The sequence below is a fragment of the Nonomuraea sp. NPDC049141 genome (genome assembly GCF_040648415.1).
Taxonomy (GTDB): Bacteria; Actinomycetota; Actinomycetes; order Streptosporangiales; family Streptosporangiaceae; genus Nonomuraea.
The window spans coordinates 241135-263419 of record NZ_JBEZDR010000009.1 but is presented as its reverse complement, the minus strand read 5'-3'; the positions used below and the strand labels follow the sequence as shown (position 1 = coordinate 263419).

Below are 22285 nucleotides of genomic sequence, written 5' to 3'. Positions count from 1 at the left end.
CAAACGTTTTAATCGCGACGAACCCGGAATCTAAGCGCTGGACCAGCAGGCGTCAATGCCTTCACGCCTCTTCTGGCGTCTTTGTGATTGTTACGTTTTAATCGGGGGGTGCGATTCACTGCCGTGGACCTAGGCGCCTCCAGCGGGCGGGTCATGAGTGCCGACGTGTCAGCCGACAGCGTGCGGCTCGTGGAGGAACATCGCTTCCTCAACCGGCCCGTACGCGTGGCCGGAACCCTGCACTGGGACATCCTCTCCCTCTACCAGGGCCTGCTCGACGGGCTGCGCAGGGCCGGGCCCGCCGAGTCGGTCGGCATCGACGCGTGGGCCATCGACTACGGGCTGCTCGACCGCGACGGCGCGCTGATCGGCAACCCGGTGCACTACCGCGACGGCCGCACCGAGAAGATCACCGAGCGGATCGATCCCTATGAGGTGACCGGGCTGCAGTTCCTGCGGTTCAACACGGTCAACCAGCTCGCCTGCGACCGGCTGGACCGGGCCGAGACGATGCTGCTGATCCCCGACCTCCTGGGGTACTGGCTGACCGGCGAGCGCTGGGCCGAGCGCACCAACGCCTCGACGACCGGTCTGTACGACGTCACCAAGCGGGACTGGGCCTGGGAGCTGATCGCCCGCCTCGGGCTGCCAAGCCGGATTTTTCCCGAAATTTCGGATGGCAGCGTCGCGGCCCTGCGGTCCGACGTGGCCGCCGAGATCGGCTACACCACCTCCCTGGCCCAGGTGGGCTCGCACGACACCGCCTCGGCCGTGGTCGGCGTGCCCGCCACCGGCGACCGCTTCGCCTACATCTCCTGCGGCACCTGGTCCCTGGTCGGCGTCGAGCTGCCCGCCCCCGTGCTCACGGAGGAGAGCCGCCTGGCCAACTTCACCAACGAGGCCGGCATCGACGGCACCACCCGCTACCTGCGCAACGTCATGGGCCTGTGGATCCTGCAGGAGTGCATGCGCGTGTGGGACAACCCGCCGCTGGAGCCGTTGCTCACCGCCGCCGCGGAGGCCAGGACCGACGCCGTCATCGATCCCGACGATCCGTCGTTCCTGCCGCCGGGTGACATGCCCGCCCGGATCGCGGACTACTGCGCGCGTACCGGGCAGACGGCTCCGGAGGGTAGGGCGCAGGCCGTACGATGCATCCTGCAGAGCCTCGCCCTCGCCTACCAGCGGGCCGTCGCCGACGCCGTCCGCCTGAGCGGGCGGCCGGTCGAGGTCGTCCACCTGGTGGGCGGCGGATCGCGTAACGCGTTGCTGTGCCAGCTCACCGCCGACGCGACCGGCCTGCCGGTCGTCGCGGGGCCCGTGGAGGCGGCCGCCCTGGGCAACGCGCTGGTCCAGGCGCGGGCCCGCGGCGTGGTCGGTGACCTGGCCGACATGCGGGATCTGGTACGACGAAGCGAGAGCCTGCGCACCTACGAGCCACGGGGGCAATGATGACGACGGTGAGCATCAAGGACGTCGCGGCCCGGGCCGGGGTGTCGCCCGGCACGGTGTCCAACGTGCTCAACCGTCCGGAGAAAGTGGCCGACTCCACCCGGATCCGCGTCGAATCGACGATCAGGGAGCTCGGCTTCGTCAGGCACGGCTCCGCGTCGACCCTGCGGGCCGGCCACAGCCGCACCGTCGGGCTGTCCGTGATCGACATCGGCAACCCGTTCTTCACCGACGTGGCCGCCGGGGTGGAGGACGTGGCGAGCGAGCGCGGCTACGCCGTCATCCTCGGCAACTCCTCGGGCAGCCGGATGAAGGAGGAGCGCAACCTGCTGGTGTTCGCCGAACAGCGGGTGCGCGGCGTGCTCATCACCCCGTCGGACGAGGACCCGGGCCGGCTCGACCAACTTCGGGGGCGCGGCATCTGCGTGGTGCTCGTCGACCATCCGGCCGAGCGCTCCGACCAGTGCGCGGTCGCCGTGAACGACGTGACCGGCGGCTCGATGGCCGTCGCGCACCTGCTGGAGGGCGGCGCGGGCAGCCTCGGCTACGTCACGGGACCCGCCGTGATCAGACAGTGCCAGGACCGCAGGCGCGGCGCCGAGCAGGCGATGGCCGCGGGCGGCCGCGACCCGCGCGAACTGCTCGAGGTCGCGATGCCCGCCATGACGGCGAAGGCGGGCCAGCAGGCGGCCGAGAGACTGCTCGCCGAGGGGACGCTGCCGGACGCGCTGTTCTGCGCCAACGACCTGCTCGCGCTCGGCATGCTGCGCGGCCTGCTCCAGGCGGGCGTACGGGTGCCCGACGACGTGTCGCTGATCGGGTACGACGACATCGACTTCGCCTCGGCCTCCACGGTGTCGCTGACCTCGATCCGGCAGCCCACGTACCAGCTCGGCCGGGTGGCCACCGAGCTGCTGCTCGACGAGTGCGATAACCCGGCGACGCACGCGCACCAGCAGATCATGTTCCAACCGGATCTCGTCGTGCGGGAGTCCACGCGGTAGGTTGTGGCGCAAACCGACAAACGGGGTTGATCATGCAAAATGGTGCCCGTCATGCGCTCGGGGTGGTCGCTGGACTGCTCCTCCCTCCGTTGATCGCCGTCGGACTGTTCTACGGCGTCGATCAGGTCAGTCGTAGCTACCAGCAGTTCATCCTCTCCTGGACCGGGCTCGGGGTGCTCCTCGTCACGGGGATCCTGCTCGCGTTCCTGCTCGGCTCGCGGCTGTCACCCGTCGCCTCGCTGGTGGGCGGGCTGGAGTTCACCGCGTTCGGCATCCTGCCGTTCCTGGAGATAAGCGGACTTCGTCTGATCCCCGACCGCTTGTTCGGCGACGAACTGTGGTCCGGGTTCCTGACCTTGGCCTACACCGGGCTGCTGCTGATGTTCGGCGTGATGCTGCTGGTGTGCTCGGCCTTCCCGTCCCGCTGGCGGTCGCCGGCCCCGCGCGCCCTCCCGGCCGGGCCCACGTACGGAGTGATCCCGCCTTATCAGGGACCTGAGGACGCGACCCGGCCGATCCACCGCGATTGACCGTCGGTGCGGTCGTGGCCTGGCAGAATGCCGCCATGCGCGACTCCAGGATCGTCGATTTCCTCGCCCAGCTCGCCGCCCACGTACCAGCGCCGGGCGGCGGGGCCACCGCGGCGCTGCACGCGGCACAGGCCGCCGCGTTGCTCGGCATGGTCGCCCGCTACACCACCGGGGAGAAGTACACCGACCACGCCGAGGCCATCGTCGCGCTGATCGCCGAGACCGACACGATGCGCGCACGGGCGCTGCGGCTGCTGGAGGAGGACGCGGTGGCCTTCACCGCGGTGACGGACGCCTACCGCCTGCCGAAGGGCCCGGAACGCAGCGCGGCGATCGCCTCGGCCCTCGTCGGCGCGGCCGAACCGCCCGCCAGGGTCGTCGAGACGGCCACGCGCCTGGTCGAGCTCTGCGAGCTGCTGCTGCCGATCGGCAACCCCAACGTGATCACGGACGTGGCGGCGGCCGCCGACGCGGCACGCGCGGCCCTCACGACCGCACGGGTGAACGTCGAGATCAACCTGAACGGCATCAAGGACGAAAAGTCCCGCGCCGCGCTCCAGGCCCGCCTCGCCCACGTGGACGCCACAGTCGCCAGAGCGGACCAGGTGACGGCCACCGTCCGCGAACGCCTCACCCCGTGACCGCCCACCTCCCAGGGGTACGCCACCAGGACGCGCGCCAGGAGCACCACCCCACCGCGCACCACCCGAGTGCGCGGCCTTGGGCACGCGCCGTCCCCATGCGCGCCGCCCTGTTGAGCGGGGGGATGGTCACGGGGCTGCAGGGGCGTACGAGAGGATCGACGTGTGAAGACGCTGACGGGTAAGGAACTGGCCGCCGCCATCAGGGCGGAGACGGCGGCGCGGGTGGCGGCCGGGCCGCAGCCGAAGCTGGCCGTCGTGGTCGCGACCGCCGATGAGGCGAGCCTGTGGTACGTACGGTCGATCGCCAAGGCCGCCTCAGGCGTGGGCATCGCCTGCGACCTCGCCGACCTGGGCCCCGGCGCCACGGCCACCGGCATCCGGGAAACGCTCGAACGGCTCAGCGCCGACCCGGGCGTACACGGCGTGATGCTGCAGACCCCGCTCCCCCCGGACGCGTCGGCGCAGGAGCTGTCCGCCGCCATCGACCCGGCCAAGGACGTGGACGGCGCGAACCCGCTGTCCCTGGGCCGCCTGGCCGCCGGGCTGCCCGCGTTCGCCCCGGCCACCGCGGCCGCCGTGCTGGCGCTGCTCGACCATTACGGAGTCGAGCTGGAGGGCCGCCGGGCCGTGATCGTCGGCCGTTCGACCGTGGTCGGCAAGCCCCTGGCGCACCTCCTGCTCGACCGGAACGCGACAGTGACCGTCTGCCACTCGCGCACCCGCGACCTGGCGGCCGTCACGTCCACGGCCGAGGTGTTGATCGCGGCCGTGGGACGGGCCGGGCTGATCGGCGCCGAGCACGTGGCGCCCGGCGCGGTCGTCATCGACGTCGGCACCAACCCGACCGAGGACGGAGGCCTGGCCGGCGACGTGGACTCCGCCGCGGTCACGGACCGAGCCGGGGCACTCACGCCGGTACCGGGCGGCGTCGGCCCGGTGACGACCGCACTCCTGCTGCGACACACCGCCCAGGCGGCGGACCTGATGTGAGCGGGCGGACGACCGAAATGCCGACACCGGAAGGTGGCGTGCTGGTCAGCGCGGAACTGCGCCCTGGAGGACGTCGACTCATCGGCCCCAGAGAGCGTTGATGCGTGACGTACCAGACGACCCCAGAAGACGTCCAATGCGTGACGTACCGGACGACCGAGATAGCGACGCTGGAGGGTGTCGATGCGTGATGTGCTGATCGTGCAGAACAGCAGGAGCGGTGGCCCCGGCCGCCTGGGCGGCTGGTTGGAGGAGGCCGGGCTGCGGCTGGACGTCGTACCCGCCTACGACGGCGCCCCGCTGCCCGCCCGGCTGTCGCACGCTGCCATGATCATGCTGGGCGGCGGCTTCCTGCCGAGCGACGACGACCGTGCGCCGTGGCTGGCCACGGCCAGGAGCCTGGTCGCGCAGGCGCTGGACGAGGGCGTGCCGCTGTTCGGCATCTGCCTGGGCGGTCAGATGCTGGCCGAGGTCGCGGGCGGCGAGGTGACCCCCGACGCGGGCGCTCCGGAGAACGGCAGCCTCCCCGTGACGCTGCGGCCCGAAGCCGCCGACGACGCGCTCTTCCACAGCCTGCCTGAGGTGGTGCCCGCCATCGAGCACCACGTCGACGCGGTCACCGCTTTGCCGCCGGGGGCGGTCTGGCTGGCGCAGACCACCGCCTGCCCGTACCAAGCGTTCCGGGTCGGGGAGCAGGCGTGGGGCGTGCAGTTCCATCCGGAGGTGCTGCCGGTGCGCATCCGCGAGTGGCGGGTCGACGGCTTCGACCCGGACGAGGTCTATGCGCGGGCGGTGGCCGATGAGCCGGTGTCGACGCCGATCTGGCGCGAGGTGGCCACCCGCTTCGCCAAACTCGCATGAGCCAGGCTCAGGGAACGGGCCGCTATCCGACCGGGCTCACGGCGCTGGTGGTGCCGATCCCGGAGGCCGAGCCGGTCGTGGGCCGGTGGCGGACCGCGCTCGACCCGTCCGCCGCGTACGGGGTGCCGGCGCATGTGACGGTTATGTACCCGTTCCTGCCGCTCGACGCGGTGGACCGGGAGGCGCTGGCCGGGCTCTTCGCCGGGTATGCGCCTTTCGAGGTGGTGTTCGCCAGGTGTGGGCGGCTGCCCGAGTTGCTGTATCTGGAGCCGGTGCCCGGTGAGCCGTTCGTCCAGCTCACGCACGCGGTGACCGGGCGCTGGCCCGAGGCCCGGCCGTACGGAGGCAAGTACGAAACGGTAATGCCACACCTTTCGATCGGGTACGAGAACGACGGCGCCGCCCTCGACGAGGCGGGGACGGCGATCGAGCGAGGGCTGCCGGTCACGGCGCGGGTGGGGGCGGTCCAGCTGGTGGCGTACGACGGCACGGTCTGGCAGGTGGTCGAGGATTTCCCGTTGACGGCGGCGGGCTCGCCTCGCTAGGCCTGCTGGACGCGGGCGTGCTGACCGAGCCCGAGGCCGACACGATCCTGTCCGGAGACCCGGCCGGCAGGCCCTGCCCCACGGTTAAGCCGGGGTGATGCGCAGGAGGTCGACCGCGTTCTTCGTCAAGGACAGGACGCGGTTGAACTCGGCAGGCCGGTCCATGCTGAAGATCGCGTTCCGGGCGAACGTCGTCCTCCGTCCAGCCCTCGCCTTCGGTCTCATCGCACCCCGCCCCGCAGCTCATCGAGGATCCGAACCCAGGTCCCATCCAACGACCAGCGGCGATGCCGATCGCAGGCCGCCACTGGGGAGTCAGGCATCGAGGGCCATGCTGGAGGACCTCGGAAGGTACGCGGGGTCCTCCAGCGGCCGGCGGTTGTTCGGTCAGCTGACGGTGGCGGGTTGGGCGGACAGAAGGGTTTGGGTCCAGCCTTCGGTGCCGACGGCGCTCTGGCTGCTGAGGTCGTCGCCCTGGCCGTCGTAGGGGTTCTGGTCGGCGTAGCGGTGGAGGGAGCCGTCGCTCCGGTGGCCGTAGTAGACGCCGCCGCCGGGCGACAGGAGATGGTCGAAGACCTGCCAGGTGGCGTCGCGAAGCTGGTACCTCTTATAAGAGTCGGGACCGTTGATCTGGTAAGAGATCAGCTTGCCATCAGCCGTTGTGCCGAGAATCCAGCCAGGGCCGGTCGCGGTCAGGGTCTTGAGGGTGAAGCCGCCGCCGATGAGGGTGCCGCCGCTGATGTTGTCGATCGTGGGCTTGAGCGCATTGACGGTGTAGCGGCGCAGGGTCCCGTCGGCGATGCCGAACAGGTAGCCGTTGCCGTCGTAGGCGAGCAGGTCGTGGGTGAAGCCGCTGCCGAGATAGACGGGCTTCTCGAAGATGAGGCTGTCACGATTGCTCTGGATATCGACCCGGTAAAGCCGGCCCTCCGGCCCCTTCTCGGTGACCAGGAGGGTATTGAAGTCCAGCGTCGCCATCGCCTTGGGAGTGAAACCCAGGGTGGTCGTGGACACGAAGGCGCCACGCGTGCGCTGTCCGGTAGCAGCATCAATGGCGGTGTAGGTCAATTTCCCGTCCGGCATCGCCCCGTAAACCGAGGCGCTCTCCACGGAGGAGGTGGCGGGGTTCTGCGCGTGGGTGAGGGTCTCCCAGCCCAGGAAGTGCGACGCCCCGGCGGGGCGCTTCTGCTCGATCCACTGCTTGGCGTACGGCATGTCGTAGCCGAGTCCGTGGTGCAGGGCGTTGTAGCCGACCTCGAAGTGGTCCCCGAGGTCGCGGGTGACCTTTCCCTTGCACAACCACGACGGGACCGTACCGCCCAGTTGCAGTTTGGCGTGGAAGTCCATCGCGAACCGCAGCCGGTGCTTGGCCTTGGCGTACAGGTCCACCCCCTGGATGCGGGCCGTCTCGGCGACGTGGGAGATGGCCGCCAGGCCCCAACCGGTGTGCCAGAAGTCGCGGCACGTCTCCTGGGTCAGGCCGTCTACGAACGTGGTCTGCCCGTACCAGTAGTCGATGATCTCGGCCTTGGTGTTGTACTTGCTGCCCGGCGGCGCCTTGGGCAGCGAGCCGTCCGTCTTCAGGTAGATGTAGGCAGGCAGCCTGCCGCGCCAGGTCGCGACCGCCCGGTCGAACGAGGCCCGGTCGTCCAGGTGCACGGCGATGCCAATGGCGGCATCGGTCATGATCAGTTCCCAGTTGCCGTTGTTGTCCGGCCGCCCGGCGATCAGGGTCGGGAGGTACACGGTGCGCAGCTTGCCGGCGAAGCGGGCGGCCTGGCTCCAGCCGCCGTAGGTGTGTTTGATGAGTTCGGCGGCGCGGGAGAAGTTGGCCCCCGCCCAGCCGGTCTGCAGCGGTGCGTTGCTCCCGGTGTGCTTGGTGATCACAGCTGACCAGGCGTCCATGATCTGGATCGCCTTCTTGGCGTAGCGGGAGTCCTTGGTCAGATACCACTGCAGGGCGTGCGTGTAGGCCGCCATGGCGTCCTCACGCTCGTCGGAGCAGCCGTTGTCGGGAATGGAATTCCCGCCGCAGTTCACGTCGGCGCGGGGCTTGGCCGTGTAGGACAGCGAGGCGTAGGAGTGGCGTTGCAGTTTACTCCAGGCGGCTCGCCACGGCTCCTTGCCCAGGTTGGCTCTGACGAAGTCGAGCTGAGCCCGGCTGACCAGGACCCCAGGATGCTTGAACACAGCAGCCTGCGCGGGTTGCGGGACAGCTAACGCGGCGGCCACGAGCATGGCGGCAGCAACAGGACGAGCGAAACGCACGGGATTCCTTCCCAAAGGGACCTGACTGGACAGAGAACGGCGTAGCCGGGGCTTTTACGGGGTAGTCGGAGCCAGACGCTCGAAGCAGGCTTTCCAGCGAGTGGCCGGCGTTCGCGGCCCTGGCACCTGGGCCAAGCTCATGAGCGCCTTGATCATGGCATCCCGGCGCCGGCACACCGATCCGCAACCACGGCTTGCCGCCAGAACGGCTCGATGGCCCGGGGCAGCCCCTTCAGACCATCGCAGACCACCCTCACGCATGCTTGTAATCACTTCTCCCTGCGACGGCTGCACCTGACCAACGGCGGAAGCGGCAGTCTTGCGAAGCGCCAGGGCCGGCCGTGCCGATTTTCAGGAGCACCGACCCGGCTCGTGCGCCTCTGCGGATGCGGAGCGATGGTAGTTCAGCCTGGTATGTCGGCGGTATGTCGTCACTTTCGCGCAGCGCGTGGAGTTCGCCGCACCGCAAACGGCTGCCGCCGCGGCGCAGGGGAATCCATCAAAATATGTCGACGAATTTCAGGCGGATGACATTGCGAGGGCGGCCTGTGATGGACCCCGGTCGGCGCCGGGGCCCATCATGCGTCTCAGCTGACAGTTCCTGGTTGGGCGGACAGGAGGGTCTGGGTCCAGCCGTCGGTGTCGATGGGGACCTGGCCGCTGAGGTCGTCGCCTCGGCCGTCGTAGGGGTTGGCGTCGACGTAGCCGTGCAGGGATCCCTCGGGGCGGTGGCCGTAGTAGACGCCTCCGCCCGGTGAGAGCAGATGATCGAAGACTTGCCAGGTGGCGTCGCGCAGCTGGTAACGCTGCCAGGAGTCGGCACCGTTGATCTTGTAGGAGATCAGTTGTCCGGCGGCGGTGGTGCCGAGAATCCAGTCCGGCCCGGTCGTCGTGAGTGTCTTCAAAGTGAAGCCGCTGCCGATGAGGGTGTTGCCGGTGATGTCGGCCAGGGTTGGCTTCGTTTTGGTGAGGTTGTAGCGGCGTAGCACGCCGTCGGCGATGCCGTACAGGTGGCTCTTGCCGTCATAGGCCAGCAGGTCGTGGGTCCAGCCGGTGCCGAGCAATACCGGTGGGTCAAACGTGACGGTGCCCCGGTTGGAGATGATGTCAACCCGATACAGCTTGCCGCCGGAGTCGTCCTGGGTGATCAGCAAAGTGTTGTAGTCAAGCGTGGCCATCGCCTTGGGCTTGAACCCCAGGGGGACGGTCGAGAGCTCGGCGCCACGGGTACGCTTCGCGGTTGCCGCGTCGATCTCCGTATACGTCAGCAGCCCGCTCGGCAGCACCCCGTACACCGGCGCGGCCCCCTTCGGCCCGCTGACATAGGGCCAGATGGCGTTGACGATGAGCTGCGCGTCACCGGCCTGGACCTGGTAGCGGTCGGGATAGGCGGACCCCTGGACGCTCTGGCACACGTCGCCGATCGGCGCGGTCCGCCAGTTGTTGTTCGGGTATTCCCGGAGCATCTTGTTGAGGAAGGCGTTGGTGGCCCATGTCGGGTCGAGCCGCTGGGACTTGCTTCCCCAGGTGGCGCGCTGCTGGAAAAGTCCCAGGCTGTCGTGGTCGACTTCCTCGCTGATGTTCTGGATGCTGGTCTCCACGATGGTCGTGGTCACCGCGATGACGGCCGCCCGCGGCTCCAGCCCGCGGTCGTGCACGGCCTTGATCACCATGCGGGCGCAGGACACGCGGTATGCGGACATGTAGCCGCGCATCTTGTCGTCGAGGGTCTGGTTGAGCTGGGTAGCCAGGGCCGCGTCGGTCGATGTCGTGCCGCCGGGATCGCACGCGGCGAGTTGGTAGGCGGCGGTGACGTCAGACGCGCTCACCTCCGGCTCCGGATCGAGGGCCGCGGCCGAGGGGGAGGCGATGGCGCACAAGGAGATCACGGCCGTGGCCGCAACGGCAGCCTGCGACAGGAACGCGCGGAGTCGCCCGTTCACGAGCTGGTCACGGTGTTGGGCTGGGCGGACAGGAGGGTTTGGGTCCAGCCTTCGGTGTCGATGGGGACCTGGCCGCTGAGGTCGTCGCCTTGGCCGTCGTAGGGGTTGGCGTCGAGATAGGCGTGGAGGGATCCTTCGGGGCGGTGGCCGTAGTAGAGGCCGGCGCCGGGAGACAGCAGGTGGTCGAAGACTTGCCAGGTGGTGTCGCGTAGTTGGTAGCGGTCCCAGGAGCCGGCGCCGTTGATGCGGTAGCTGATGAGGGCGCCGCCTGTAGTGGTGCCGAGGATCCACTTTGTGCCGGTGGCGGTGAGGGTTTTCAGGGTGAAGCCCTCGCCGATGAGGGTGTTGTTGGTGATGCCGGCTGCGGTGAGGGTGTCGGTGGCGTTGAGGGTGTAGCGGCGCAGGGTGCCGTCGGCGATGCCGTACAGGTAGGTGCTGTCAAAGGCCAGCAGGTCGTGCGTCCAGCCGGTGGCGAGCGGGACCGGCGGGTTGTGGACGAGGGTGTCTCCGCTGTTGGAGATCACGTTGATGCGGTAGAGCTTGCCGGTGGTGTCGGTGATGAGAACGGTGTTGAAGTCGAGGGTGGCCAGAGCCTTGGGAGTGAAGGGCAGGGGGGCGCCGTGGATGGCACCATGAGTGCGGTTGCCGGTAGCGGCATCGAGGGCGGTGTAGGTGAGGCTCCCATCCGCCAGCACCCCGTAAACCGACACCCGACCGCTCGGCCGACTCGTCGCGCCGACGGGCTCGCTGTAGCCGACGATGTCGGAACTGGAGCGGGGGCGGGAGTGGGCTCTGGTGTGGCCGCCGTCGGTGTTGCCCTCGATCGTATAGACCGTGCTGGAGTTCGCGGAGGTCACGAGGCCGACGTGGTCGATGCCGCCGCCGTCCCAGTCGAACACGATCGCGTCGCCGGGCTGGGGCGTGTAGCCGCTGCCACGGCTGTGCCACGTGCCGTACGCCTCGCCGTACTCCCTGAAGGATTGCGCCCACCCGGTGAGGATCCCCCCACTGGTCTCCGGTACGTCGGCGTAGGTGACACCGGCCTTCTTCCAGACGTACTTGGCGAAGTCGGCGCACCATTCGCTCTTCGCCCACTTGATGCCGTCGGTGGTCGGGCACCCTGAGGTGTCCTTCCAGCCGCCACGGAAGTACCCGGTGTAGAAGTTGCACTCCGAGGAGGTCTGGTAGTTGCGGCTTGAGTTGTTGAGTTCGTCCTGCGCCACGGAGACGATCGACGAACGCGCCACCGCCATGGCGGGCGCCGGTGAGATGGCGACCACGCCGAGAGCGAGGGCGAGCACCGCTAGGAGACCCTTGAGAATCTTCATGATCGGAGCATCGAGAGGCGCGCTGCAGGTTCGCTCTAAGCCCTTTCCAGTTCTGTAGTCTGAGGACGTCGGAGTGGTGGCAGGCGCGCGGCGGCAGGGTGCGTGAGCTCGGCGAACTCTCTGGCCTCGTGCTCGGAGAAAATTTCCAGCGCGGTGGCGAGCATCGCCTCGGCGGCGCTGTCGCCGCGCGCCGCCAGCACGGCTGCGAGGTCGCGTCTGGCCCGAGCTGCCGGCAGCGCGGTGCCGAGCTCCTGCGAGATGGCGATGGACTCGATCAGGTGGGCTTCTGCCAGGTCCAGTTCGCCCTCGGCCAGGTGGAGCTCGCCGATGGTGCGCAGCATCAGAGCCTCGCCGTACCGGTCGAGATGGTTTCTGCACACGTCGAGAGCATCGACCATCGAAGGCAGGCAGGCGGCGCCGCGGCCCTGCCGGATCTCCACCTTGGCCCACGATTGGACCGCGAACGCGATCATCAGCTGTTCGCCGGAGGCCCGCAGCATGGCGAGGGCCTCGGTGCTGTCCCGCTCGGCCTGGGCATAGTCGCCGAGAGCGCGGTGGACCAGGCTTCTGGTCCGCACGGTCAGTGCCTCGCCGCGCCCGCTGTCGGCGCTCCGGTACGCGGTGAGGGCCTGGTCGAGCAGCGGCCATGTGGCGTCGTACTCGCCGAGCTCCAGGTGGATAGTGGCGGAAAGACGGCAGGTCGCGCCGATGCCGATGTCGTCGCCCAGCAGGCGGAACAGCTCCGCCGATCTGGACAGCAGACCCAAGCCCTCGCGCAGGCGGCACTGCTCCCGGCAGGCGCCGCCCAGACCGGCCAGGGCGACGGCCTCGCCCCTGCGGTCCCCGGCTTCGATGAAGATGGTGAGCGCCTGCGACAGGTGCTCACGCACCTGGTCGAAGTGATCGAGGCTGTAGTGGATCTGGCCCAGCCCGGCCAGCAGTGCCGCCTCGCCGAGCCGGTTGCCCGCGCGACGGGTCGCCGCCAGCGCCGCAGCGTGGCTGCTGTGCCATTCGGCCAGCCGGTTGGCGGAGAAGACGCGGAAGAAGGAGAGCGCCGTGGCCAGGTCGCAGGCGGCCACGTCGAGGTCGAGACAGGCGGCACGCCCGACCGCCACGATCAAGGCCGGTGTCTCGGCTTCCAGCCATGCCTCGGGGTCGGCCACGACTCGCCTGGCGACGTGGTCGTCCACGGGAAGTGCGGAAGCATAGTGACGGCGCAGCTCGACCTCGCCGGACGGTACCCGGGAACCGACCTCGATGATCAGCTGGAGCCAGCTGCCCAGCGTACGGGTGATGGCCGCATCTCGCTCGGCAGCGGTGTCGCAGACTTCGGAGCATTCGGCGGCGAAGACCCGCAGCAGATCGTGCAGCCGGAAGCGGGACTGACCGACCGCGTCGATCGTGACGTGATCGACGAGCTGTGCGTCGACGAGCCGTTCGACGACGTCATCGGCGTCATCGGCGGGGATGTCCAGCAGCGGGGCGACGATCCACGAGGGGAAATCGGGGGTACCGAGCAGACCGAGCCGGCGAAACGCCGTCTGAGCCTGCTGGTCCAGTAATCGGTAGCTGAGCCCGACGCTGGCCCGGACGGCCACGTCCCCGGCGACGAGTTCGTCCAGCCTCCGGTGCTCTACGCCCAGGCGTCCTGCCATGGTGGCCAGCGTCCAGTGCCGCCGGGTAGCCAACCGGGCTCCGGCAGTCCGTACGGCCAGCGGAAGCAGACCGCAAAGCCGGACGATCTCAGCGGCGGCGTCCGGCTCCGCGGCCAGGCGATCCGCACCGAGGATGGAGCCGAGGAGCGCGAGCGCGCCTTCGGTGTCCAGTACATCCAGATCGGTCAGGTGGGCGCTGGCGAGCCCGGCCAGGCGTCCCCGCGAGGTGATCAGGACCGCGCATCCGGTCCCGCCGGGCAGCAGCGGGCGGATCTGCTGCTCGCTGCGAGCGTCGTCGAGGACCAGCAGGACCCGGCGCTGCGCCAGCAGGCTGCGGTAGAGATCAGCCCGATCCTGCGCGGACTCGGGTTGGGCGGTGTAGGGGATACCGAGCGCGCGCAGGAATCTGCTGAGCACCTCCTCTGCTGTCGCCGGACTGTCGGTGGTGCCCCGTAGGTCGGCGAAAAGCTGGCCGTCCGGATACCGATAGCCCGCCTGACGCGCCAGGTGCACCGCGACGGCGCTCTTGCCCACTCCGCCCTTCCCGGAGATGACAAGCACCGGCGGCGCGGTGTGGTTGATGTCAAGCAGGGGCGTGAGGCCGGCGATGAGAGCTGCCCTGCCTACCAAGTCCGGTACGTCCGCCGGAAGTTGCGCCGGGATGACCCGCCCGTGCTCCTCCATGGCCGGCTGGGCCAGCGGAACGAAGCCCAGCACAGCGACATCCTCGCGGAGGATCGCCTGATGCAACGCGCGCAGATCGGGACCGGGGTCGATTCCGAGCTCCTCGGCCAGGGCCTTGCGACCGTCCTCGTAGACCGCCAGTGCTTCGGAGGATCGGCCCAGCCGGTAGAGCGCCGTCATCAGGTGGCCGCGCATCCGCTCGCGGGCGGGGTGCGCGGCCACCAGCGAGGTGAGCTCCGCCACTACCTCGCTCTGCCGGCCCAGCTGCAGCTCGACAGCGATCCGCTCGTCAACGACGGTCAGCCGCAGTTCGGTCAACCGGGCCACATCGGCGCTGAGTGCCTCCCCAACCCCGTCCAGTGCGGGACCGCGCCACAACCTTTCCGCAGCGCGCAGCGACCGCGCCGCATCCTCGTGCCGTGCCTCCGCCACGGCGCGCCGGGCGTCGTCGGCGAGCTGCTCGAACGCCCGGACATCGAGGACTCCGCGGTCGAGTCTCACGAGGTATCCGGGAGGCCGGGTCTCGATCAGATCGCCGCCCAGCTTGCGGCGCAGGGCGGAGACGTAGGTCTGGACCAGTCCGCGAGCGGTGTCAGGAGCATGAGCGCCCCAGACCAGATGCACCAGCCGATCGACGGAGACGACCTGGCCTGCCCGCAGCAGCAACGCGGCCAGCAGCGCGCGTGGTTTGGGACCGCCCAACGCTACCCAATGATCACCGTTCCACACCTCGACCGGTCCGAGCAGGCGAAATTCCACTGCTACCTCGCATGAGGGCATTTGCAGAGAACTTACAGCGAGCCGCCTCATGATCATACAAATGAAGACTCAGCGGAAGGATCCCCCCACGCGAATGACAGATGAACCGATCGTGCTGATGTCTGATCGCCGAGTCTCGGCCATCCCCGCGATGGAGTGCGGCGAACCGCTCTTCGACCTGCGCAGGGTGCCGTCCATGCTCGTGGACGATCGCCAGGCCGACCCGGCCGGGGACTACGCGCACCTGCGCGTGGGCCTGGTGGACCGATTGCTGATCGCGCAGGGCAGGCTTCCCGCCGGGCTGCGGTTGCTGATCGTGGAGGGCTACCGGCCGCTCGCGCTGCAGGAACACTACTTCTCCCGGTACGCCGCTCGACTGCGCCAGGCCAATCCCACGTGGACCGAGGAATTCGTGCACATCCAGGCCAGCCGCTCCCTGGCGCCGCCGGAAGTGGCCCCGCACGTGTGCGGAGCCGCCGTCGATCTCACGCTGGCCGCCGACGACGGCACCGAGGTGAACATGGGTACGCCGGTCAACGCCGGGCCGGAAGAGAGCGGCGGCGCGTGCTACACGCTCCATCCAGAGATCTCCCCTGAAGCCTGGGCCAACCGACGTCTGCTCGGCGACGCCATGTCCGCGGCGGGGTTCGTGAACTACCCGACCGAATGGTGGCACTGGTCCTATGGTGACCGGTACTGGGCCCTCATGACCGGTGCACCCGCAGCTCGTTACGGACCCTCTCGGATGAGGTGACGGCGCCCATCCCCCTGGAGAACGTCCACACTTGGAGGGCAATTCGGACACGAAGGCCTTGATCGGCCGCGCGCGAGCGTAGAGCTGATAACACCGGTGCGCGCCCGCGATTTCCGTCGGTGTCGCGGACGCGACGGCCTTCCGCCGAGTGGCAGAGGCGGTCGCGGACGGGTGAGGTAGCTGAGGCGGCAGTAGCTGGTATCCACCGATCTGCGGCCCGACAGGCCGGATGCCCCTTTCGACGAAGTCGATCCCGCAGGCACGGTCGGCCCGGCCACAGCGCAGCGAGCCCCAGCTGCTCGTTCCGACATCCCACATCACGGCTGATCGAGCGGCACTCAGCAGCTGATCTTCACGTTCGCGGCGGTGGCGCCGCCTGCGCTGTCGGAGTACATCCACACACGCCAGGTGTAGTTGGTACCGGCACAGCCCTTTTCGACGACCGCACTCCTGCCGTACTTCGTGTCCCAGGTGTCATTCGCCACGGTTTCCCAGCCGTACCACCGCTTGCGCTGAAGCCTGAGCGTGACTTGGCCCTTGCAGTCACTCGACGCGGTGCCCGCACCGATCACACTGGTCCCCATGCTGGTCCTTTTAGGGGTACCCGGGAACAGGACGCATTTCGCTGCGCCGCTGGATTCGACGCGGGCAGAAGCTGCCGCTGCGGGCTGGACTGCCGCGACCAATCCGGCGGTCAGAAGAGGTACGACCGCCGTAGCGACCAACTGCGTACGAATACTCCGCATCACAGCACCATTCTTTCAATGCGAGTACGATAAGGAGACCCAGATCAGAGGACCCAAGAACGAAAGGGACTTTAGTAGCGACCGGTATAGCCTCGGTATGCTGAGCCGCGATCGGCACCGGGTACCCGGTTACTTCGCTCAACGCCCACCACCTCGCCCGCCGCCTAAGGCGACAGGTCATCACCCTGGGCGCGGCCGTCATGATCGTCCCAAGGCTCCGCCGGATCCCGCCCCGCCTGGGTGCTCCTCGCCCCAATCGTCGACGGCCTCGGCATTGGGCACGGCCATCGCCCCCGGGTCGCCACCCTCCTGCCTCGTGGACATACCACCCGATCTGCGCGTGCGCGTCTACCATCCGGTACGGCCCGGCACGGGAATCGGTGGAGTCGCGGACAAACCGGCACGCCCACCCCGACGGAGTCACATCCCGACACGCGACCAAGGGACTCATAATCCGTGGGTCGTGGGTTCGAGTCCCACTCACCCTACTCACTTTGTGAATCTAGATCACAAGATATCTCCGTGGTGTGTACATAACCTTGTCGAAGCGCTAGCTCGGCTGTCAACGGTAATGCCGACGGGCACTAGAGAAGCACGTGCCCCGCCAATGAGACGCCTGCAAGACTGAGCCGGATGTCCCGCGCAAGCGGGTTTCGACGACCCTGCCCCGCTGGCAAGACTGGCACCACCCCAGGCCAGACGAACTCACCGGGCTGCACCTTTGAGCAGCGCCCCCAGACCCGCTCCGCCTCGGCCGCCATCGTCCACGCCGTCTCGTGGATCACGCCATCGGTGGAACGCCGGACGAACGCCAGCCCACCCGCGACGCAGAACTCGTACCAGGGCACGCAACGACTACACGTGTGCCGGCGCACCCGAACCCACCCGCACCGAGCGGCCGGGCTCATCCATGCGAGCTGCTCGTGATCCCTCCGGAGAGGGGCCACGTGGAGGCCGTGATACTCCTCCAGCGGGTCCTGTGCCCCGCTCATCGCCGAACCTCCGTACGAGGCAGCGCGAACCAGGTCGCCTTGCCCGCCAGTCCAGGGCACGTGGCGAACCCCTGCGGGATGCAGCCGTACAGCCCGGCCGACAGCTCCGCCACGATCAGCAGTCCCCGGCCGTTCTCGGCTTGAGTGTCCGTACTCCGCAGCATCGGGCGGACGGCTCCTGCGTCGACCACCATGCAGACCACTTCGACCGGATCGACCTGTACCACCAGCTCGTACGGCGCGTCACCGTACAAAACCGCGTTGGTGACCAGCTCGCTGACCATCAGCACGGCGTCATCAACCAGATTCCGCCGCAGACCGACCATCAGAAGTACGCGCCGTACGAGGTCGCGAGCATCACCGACCGCCCGAGCGTCATCGCGAAGCCGCCAGACCATACTCCGCCCGAGAGGGCCTGACCGATCCGCCACCGCAGCCGTCACCGATGTCATAGGGCCTCTCCTCGAACAGCCTTGGCCATTCCGCCCGTCGAAAGGATCTCTTCGACGCAGCGACGAGCCACACCCACCGATTGCGCGACTCCCGGCAACCCGATCTCGCCGAGAAAGAGTCCGTTCATTGCCTCACCTCCCACACACACCAGCGCCGGTTTGCCCGAACTGCAGCGCATTCATGACTAACCGAATTAAATGGATGGACAATTCCTTTTATGACCGGAATATTTTCTACTGGGCCCATCTTCAGACTGGGCGATCAGACCGGATGCGGCCACACCTTGTGCGACCATGCCGCTGTGCCTGTTATTGCTTGCCCTGGCCACTACACAGGGTGCCTGCGGTGAGCTACATTACGGAATGAAATTAATGGCACACCGTTCGGACAGTTCCGTATTGCTGGCTGTCCGATTGACGTAGGACTCTCGCACCACTCGTCAGACTGGAGTCACGGATGCCCGCACCCATTGAGCTTGATCCCACGGCCAGCCCGTTGGCCTTCTTCGGTGCCGAGCTACGCAAATTCCGAAAAAGGGCAAAATTGTCCCAGGAGCAATTGGCGGAGAAAATCAGGTTCAGCCCCAGCCTGGTCGGCCTCATTGAGAGAGCTCAGCGGACACCGAGCAAGGACCTCGTACAACGCTGCGACGAAGCCTTGAGAGCTGACGGGGAGCTACTTCGGCTCTGGCCGCTCCTGAGCCGGGAGGCGAGCCCTCGATGGTTTCGCGAGTGGCTGGACATCGAGCAGGAAGCTCACACTCTGCGAACGTGGCAGCCCCTTCTCGTTCCTGGGCTGCTGCAAACAGAGGAGTACGCTCGCGCCATGCTGCGTGGCGAGCCTGGTGTCACAGACGAGCAGGTAGAAAAAGCCGTACAAGCACGTCTGGAGCGCCAGGTCATTTTGTCCCGTCCCAATCCCCCCATGTTGTGGGCGGTCCTCGATGAAGGCGTCCTCCAACGCCCCGTCGGAGGACGAGAGATCATCCGTCGCCAGCTTGAACACCTAGTCGAGATGGCGAAAATGCCATGTATCGCTGTCCAAGTGGTCCCCATAGCTCTTGGTGTCACCACAGGGATCCTCGGTGGCTTCGTGATCGCACAGATAGCCGGAAGTCCGGATATCGTGTATTACGAGTCCACCGGACGCGGGCAGGTTACTGACCGATCGGAGGACGTCATTGCGCTCCATACGAGGTACGACGCCATCCGAGCTGAGGCACACCCCCAACATGTGTCTGTCGAGCTACTCAGAGAGGCAATCAAGGCATGGACGTGAACGACGAACTGAGGACCGCCGCCTGGCGCAAGGCCACCAAGAGCGGACCCAATGGCGGAGACTGCATCGAGGTCGCCCCCTTGTCCGGAGGACGGGTGGCCATCCGTGACACCGAGAGTCCAGGACAGGCACCGTTCGTGGTGACGGCAAGCGTTTGGGATGCCTTCCTGGACGGGGCCAGGCGCGGCGAATTCGACTTCTAAACAGCCGGCAAGATCGGGCTGGACGGGTTCCGCACGACTCACGGACCGCTCTGCCCGGACGCTCCGCTACGCGATGAGGGGCGCCGACTTCGGGCACGAACCGGAGGCGAGGCACTGATCTATCGATCCTGGCCTCCGGTCGCGCTCCCGCGATCGCATCGCAGCCACGAAAGAGCAGGCAGGGGCCTGTCTTGATGTGGCCGTCCCTGGCCCGCCTTCTGAAGCGGCTGAAGACGAACAGTGAGACGCAGGGCAAGGGCCTCGGCAAGACGCTCCAGCATGGGGATGGTAGGCATCGTGCCGCCAGCCTCAAACCGCGCCACAGCCGGCTACTTGAGCCCGGCCCGCTCGGCCAGTTCAGCCTGGGTCAGACCGAGCTCTTCACGGCGGTTCCGTACGGCCGCACCTAGTTCGAAGCGCAGACGTGCCGCCTCATACGCGGCTCCGGCACCGGGGCGGCTCATGATCTCTGCGTCATGCGCGACGACGTGGTGTGACTGGCGAGCTCTCGGTGAAGCTCGCCGCCACGAGGGCGTGAGCCCGAGTTGCCTAGGGAGCGATTTACGGTGCGAGCCGAAGCCGACCAGCGGCCTGCCCTGGCCCCTCCAGGTAGAGAAGCAGAGGTCACGCCACCAGGGCGCCCTGTCGAGGTAAGTGATGTCGCCGGTCGCCACGCACAGGCGCCAGCTCAGCACATGGCGTCCGCGTCTCTATGGTGACGTGGACCCCGGCGGCGATGAGGCGACGAACTAGCCCTCTCGTAGTAGCTGGCGGCGGCACACGAGCTCGGCATCCTGCACCGCGATCTGAAGCCGCCCAACCTCATGCTGCGCCGGGACGGTTCCATCCAGATGGTGGACTTCGGCCTGGCCCTGATGGACGATCCCGAGCTGACCAAGCTGACCATGACCGGTCAGCAGCTCGGCACCGCCGCCTGCATGTCCCCCGAGCAGGTCAGCGCCGGTAAACCCACAGAGAGGAGCGACATCTACTCGCTGGGCGCCGTGCTGCACGAACTCCTCACCGGTCGGCATCTGTTCACCGGACCATCCGAATACAGCGTGATGGACCAGCACATCAACACACCTCCCACAGCAGTCGGGCAGCTCCGGCCGGATGTGCCAAGGGAGCTGGACGAGCTGATTCTGGCCATGCTGGAAAAGCAGCCGGAAGACCGCCCTGCGACGGCGGCCGAGGTGCACGATCGGCTCATGCCGTACCTCGCGGGGACGGGACCGCTCGGCGACAGTCGCGTCGCCAGATCGGCGAGCTGGAAGTCGGCGTCGGCGATGTGGACAAGGCTCGCGTCACACTCACGGACTTGCGGAATGACCTCACCAGGCTCTACGGCCCAGACCACGGCGCGATGATCCGCGTGTCCGAGTTGCTGGCAAGTCTTTCCTGACGGCGTTCGCCGTTTGCCCGGATCGCGCTCATGCCCACGGCAGATGCCGGCTCCTGGGCACCGACCCGCTACGCCACCAGGAACAGCACGACCCATTCACCGACGAAGCGCCGACCGAGGCCCGCCTGAGGATCTTCGGGTCCTCACATCAGCATGATGGCAGAATGTAACCATGTCGCCACCCCGAGCAAGATACTTCAATACCACCGGCCCCTGCGATCCGCAGCTCCACTACATGCTGCCCCCCACACCACGGCTACCCGAGGCGCGGGCGCTCATCGAGATGGACCGCTACTTCGTGCTGCACGCGCCCCGGCAGACCGGCAAGACGACCATCCTGGACGCCCTGGCCTCCGGCCTGACCGCCGAGGGCGACGTCGCTGCCCTGTCGTTCTCCTGCGAGCGTGCCAAGTCGGCCGGCGACGACTACGCCGCTGCGGAGTCGCTTCTGCTGGATTCCCTCCGCGAGGCCGCCGATCTGTCGGGCTGGCGAAAGGAGCTGCTGCCGCCGGATTCCTGGCCGCAGGTCACGCCGGGCAGCCGGTTCGGTGCGGCGCTGCGGGAGTGGTGCCGGCGCTGTCCGCGCCGGGTGGTGCTGCTCCTCGACGAGATCGACGCCCTGCAAGGCAACAGCATGGTCAGCATCCTCAGCCAGCTCCGCGACGGCCACAACAAGCGATCGAAGGGCTATCCGTTCCCCGCGTCGATGGTGCTGTGCGGACTGCGCGACCTGCGCGACTACAAGGTCGCCTCGGGCGGCGCTCCTGACCGGTTCAATGCGGCCAGCCCGTTCAACATCATCGCTGACTCACTGCGCCTGGGCGACTTCACCGCCGACCAGATCGCCGAACTCTACGACCAGCACACCCAGGCGACCGGCCAGGAGTTCACCAAGGACGCGGTGGACCGGGTCTTCGAGCTGACCCAGGGACAACCCTGGCTGGTCAACGCCATCGCCCATGAGATCACTTTCAAGATGGGGGTGACCGGGACGATCGGCGACGGACAGGTGGATAACGCCAAGGAGCGGCTGATCCGGGCCCGCGCCACCCACCTGGACTCCCTGGCGGCCCGGCTGCACGAGCCCCGCGTCAAGCGGGTGATGGAACCGATCGTGGCCGGTGGCCCCTACACCGACCGCAGCAACTCCGACGACCTGTCCTACGCCCGCGATCTGGGCCTGATCACGCAGAAACCTCCGCCGCAGGTGGCCAACCCGATCTACCGGGAGGTCATCCTGCGCGTGCTGGGCGACCTGACGGAACAGAACATACACGCCGACCCGCACAGCTTCGTGCTTCCCGACGGCCGGTTCGACCTGCCACGCCTACTGGAGGAGTTCGTCGTGTTCTGGCGCGAACACGGTGAAGTCCTCATCCAGCAGGAGGGATACCACGAGGCCGCCTGCCAGATCATCCTCATGGCCTTCCTGCACCGCCTGGTCAACGGTGGCGGCTACCTCGACCGTGAATACGCCGCCGGCACCAAACGCCTGGACGTCCTCGTTCGCTGGCCGTACAGCGGTCCCGACGGTGGACGACTGATGCAACGCGAGGCCATGGAACTGAAGGTGTGGCGACCCGGCGCAGACGACCCGAAGCCTGAGGGTCTGGCCCAGCTCGACCGCTACCTCGACCGGCTGACCTTGCCAACCGGCGTCCTGGTCATCTTCGACCGCCGCCCCGAAGCGTCACCCTGGAAGGAACGCGGCGGCTTCGAGCAGGCGACCACCCCGTCCGGCCGCCAGGTCACCGTCCTGCGTGCATGAGGGGTGTCCTGGCTCGGTGAGTG

General features: G+C 67.9%; 19 protein-coding genes and 1 pseudogene. 12 read left to right on the top strand and 8 right to left on the bottom strand.

Annotation, left to right across the window (positions count from 1 at the left end; all coding sequences use genetic code 11):
• Positions 1–108 precede the first annotated feature (108 nt).
• From AB0B91_RS27895 to AB0B91_RS27865, 7 genes are all read left to right on the top strand, one after another.
• Positions 109–1452, top strand: a complete 1344-nt coding sequence (locus AB0B91_RS27895) for a rhamnulokinase family protein (protein WP_358325455.1) — start codon at positions 109–111, stop codon at positions 1450–1452.
• Entirely contained in the window at positions 1452–2456 is a 1005-nt protein-coding gene (locus AB0B91_RS27890) for a LacI family DNA-binding transcriptional regulator (RefSeq protein WP_219536206.1), read from the top strand. Before AB0B91_RS27895 ends, AB0B91_RS27890 begins: the two co-directional genes overlap by 1 nt.
• Before the next feature lie 89 nt (positions 2457–2545).
• A complete protein-coding gene (locus AB0B91_RS27885) occupies positions 2546–2986 on the top strand; it encodes a hypothetical protein (RefSeq protein ID WP_358325453.1) in 441 nt (146 codons plus the stop codon).
• A 35-nt stretch (positions 2987–3021) separates the two neighbouring features.
• Complete coding sequence (locus tag AB0B91_RS27880) at positions 3022–3627, top strand: cyclodeaminase/cyclohydrolase family protein (protein ID WP_358325451.1); 606 nt, start codon at positions 3022–3024, stop codon at positions 3625–3627.
• 165 nt (positions 3628–3792) lie between these two features.
• The gene (locus tag AB0B91_RS27875; protein WP_358325449.1) at positions 3793–4620 is read left to right on the top strand and encodes a bifunctional 5,10-methylenetetrahydrofolate dehydrogenase/5,10-methenyltetrahydrofolate cyclohydrolase; all 828 of its coding nucleotides are present in this window, start codon (positions 3793–3795) and stop codon (positions 4618–4620) included.
• Between the two features lie 183 nt (positions 4621–4803).
• A complete protein-coding gene (locus AB0B91_RS27870) occupies positions 4804–5481 on the top strand; it encodes a type 1 glutamine amidotransferase (protein WP_358325447.1) in 678 nt (225 codons plus the stop codon).
• Positions 5478–6026, top strand: a complete 549-nt coding sequence (locus tag AB0B91_RS27865) for a 2'-5' RNA ligase family protein (RefSeq protein WP_358325445.1) — start codon at positions 5478–5480, stop codon at positions 6024–6026. The genes AB0B91_RS27870 and AB0B91_RS27865 overlap by 4 nt, the downstream gene beginning before the upstream one ends.
• Positions 6027–6110: 84 nt before the next feature.
• Here AB0B91_RS27865 and AB0B91_RS27860 read toward each other — a convergent pair whose 3' ends face one another.
• The 5 genes from AB0B91_RS27860 to AB0B91_RS27840 form a co-directional block, all read right to left on the bottom strand.
• Positions 6111–6251: a hypothetical protein gene (locus AB0B91_RS27860; RefSeq protein WP_358325443.1), complete on the bottom strand. Its 141-nt coding sequence runs from the start codon at positions 6249–6251 to the stop codon at positions 6111–6113.
• Between the two features lie 162 nt (positions 6252–6413).
• Positions 6414–8294 carry an alginate lyase family protein gene (locus AB0B91_RS27855; RefSeq protein ID WP_358325442.1) on the bottom strand — a complete coding sequence of 627 codons (1881 nt, stop codon included), beginning with the start codon at positions 8292–8294 and terminating at the stop codon, positions 6414–6416.
• Between the two features lie 587 nt (positions 8295–8881).
• Positions 8882–10237, bottom strand: coding sequence for a tachylectin-related carbohydrate-binding protein (locus AB0B91_RS27850; RefSeq protein WP_358325440.1), 1356 nt, complete (start codon positions 10235–10237; stop codon positions 8882–8884).
• Positions 10234–11565, bottom strand: a complete 1332-nt coding sequence (locus AB0B91_RS27845; protein WP_358325437.1) for a CHAP domain-containing protein — start codon at positions 11563–11565, stop codon at positions 10234–10236. Before AB0B91_RS27845 ends, AB0B91_RS27850 begins: the two co-directional genes overlap by 4 nt.
• A gap of 35 nt (positions 11566–11600) precedes the next feature.
• Positions 11601–14663 (bottom strand): BTAD domain-containing putative transcriptional regulator, encoded by a 3063-nt coding sequence (locus AB0B91_RS27840; protein WP_358325435.1) that lies wholly within the window; start codon positions 14661–14663, stop codon positions 11601–11603.
• Between the two features lie 118 nt (positions 14664–14781).
• Here AB0B91_RS27840 and AB0B91_RS27835 point away from each other — a divergent pair, with 118 nt between their 5' ends.
• A complete protein-coding gene (locus AB0B91_RS27835; protein WP_358325432.1) occupies positions 14782–15417 on the top strand; it encodes a M15 family metallopeptidase in 636 nt (211 codons plus the stop codon).
• A 338-nt stretch (positions 15418–15755) separates the two neighbouring features.
• Here the strand turns inward: AB0B91_RS27835 and AB0B91_RS27830 are convergent, their stop codons facing one another.
• Positions 15756–16001, bottom strand: a complete 246-nt coding sequence (locus AB0B91_RS27830; RefSeq protein ID WP_358325429.1) for a hypothetical protein — start codon at positions 15999–16001, stop codon at positions 15756–15758.
• Between the two features lie 1150 nt (positions 16002–17151).
• Positions 17152–17553, bottom strand: a complete 402-nt coding sequence (locus AB0B91_RS27825) for an ATP-binding protein (protein WP_358325426.1) — start codon at positions 17551–17553, stop codon at positions 17152–17154.
• Positions 17554–18064: 511 nt separating this feature from the next.
• On the opposite strand from AB0B91_RS27825, the gene AB0B91_RS27820 reads away from it, so the two are divergent.
• Together AB0B91_RS27820 and AB0B91_RS27815 are read left to right on the top strand one after the other, a co-directional pair.
• Positions 18065–18886: a helix-turn-helix transcriptional regulator gene (locus AB0B91_RS27820; RefSeq protein ID WP_358325423.1), complete on the top strand. Its 822-nt coding sequence runs from the start codon at positions 18065–18067 to the stop codon at positions 18884–18886.
• Positions 18877–19089: a DUF397 domain-containing protein gene (locus AB0B91_RS27815; RefSeq protein ID WP_358325420.1), complete on the top strand. Its 213-nt coding sequence runs from the start codon at positions 18877–18879 to the stop codon at positions 19087–19089. Before AB0B91_RS27820 ends, AB0B91_RS27815 begins: the two co-directional genes overlap by 10 nt.
• 227 nt (positions 19090–19316) lie before the next feature.
• Here AB0B91_RS27815 and AB0B91_RS27810 read toward each other — a convergent pair.
• Positions 19317–19553 (bottom strand): annotated as a pseudogene (locus tag AB0B91_RS27810) (helix-turn-helix transcriptional regulator); the annotation flags it as partial.
• A gap of 303 nt (positions 19554–19856) precedes the next feature.
• On the opposite strand from AB0B91_RS27810, the gene AB0B91_RS27805 reads away from it, so the two are divergent.
• On the top strand, positions 19857–20459 hold the full coding sequence (locus tag AB0B91_RS27805) for a serine/threonine-protein kinase (protein WP_358326025.1): 603 nt from the start codon (positions 19857–19859) through the stop codon (positions 20457–20459).
• Positions 20460–20666: 207 nt separating this feature from the next.
• Positions 20667–22262: an ATP-binding protein gene (locus AB0B91_RS27800; protein WP_358325418.1), complete on the top strand. Its 1596-nt coding sequence runs from the start codon at positions 20667–20669 to the stop codon at positions 22260–22262.
• The last annotated feature ends 23 nt before the right edge of the window (positions 22263–22285 follow it).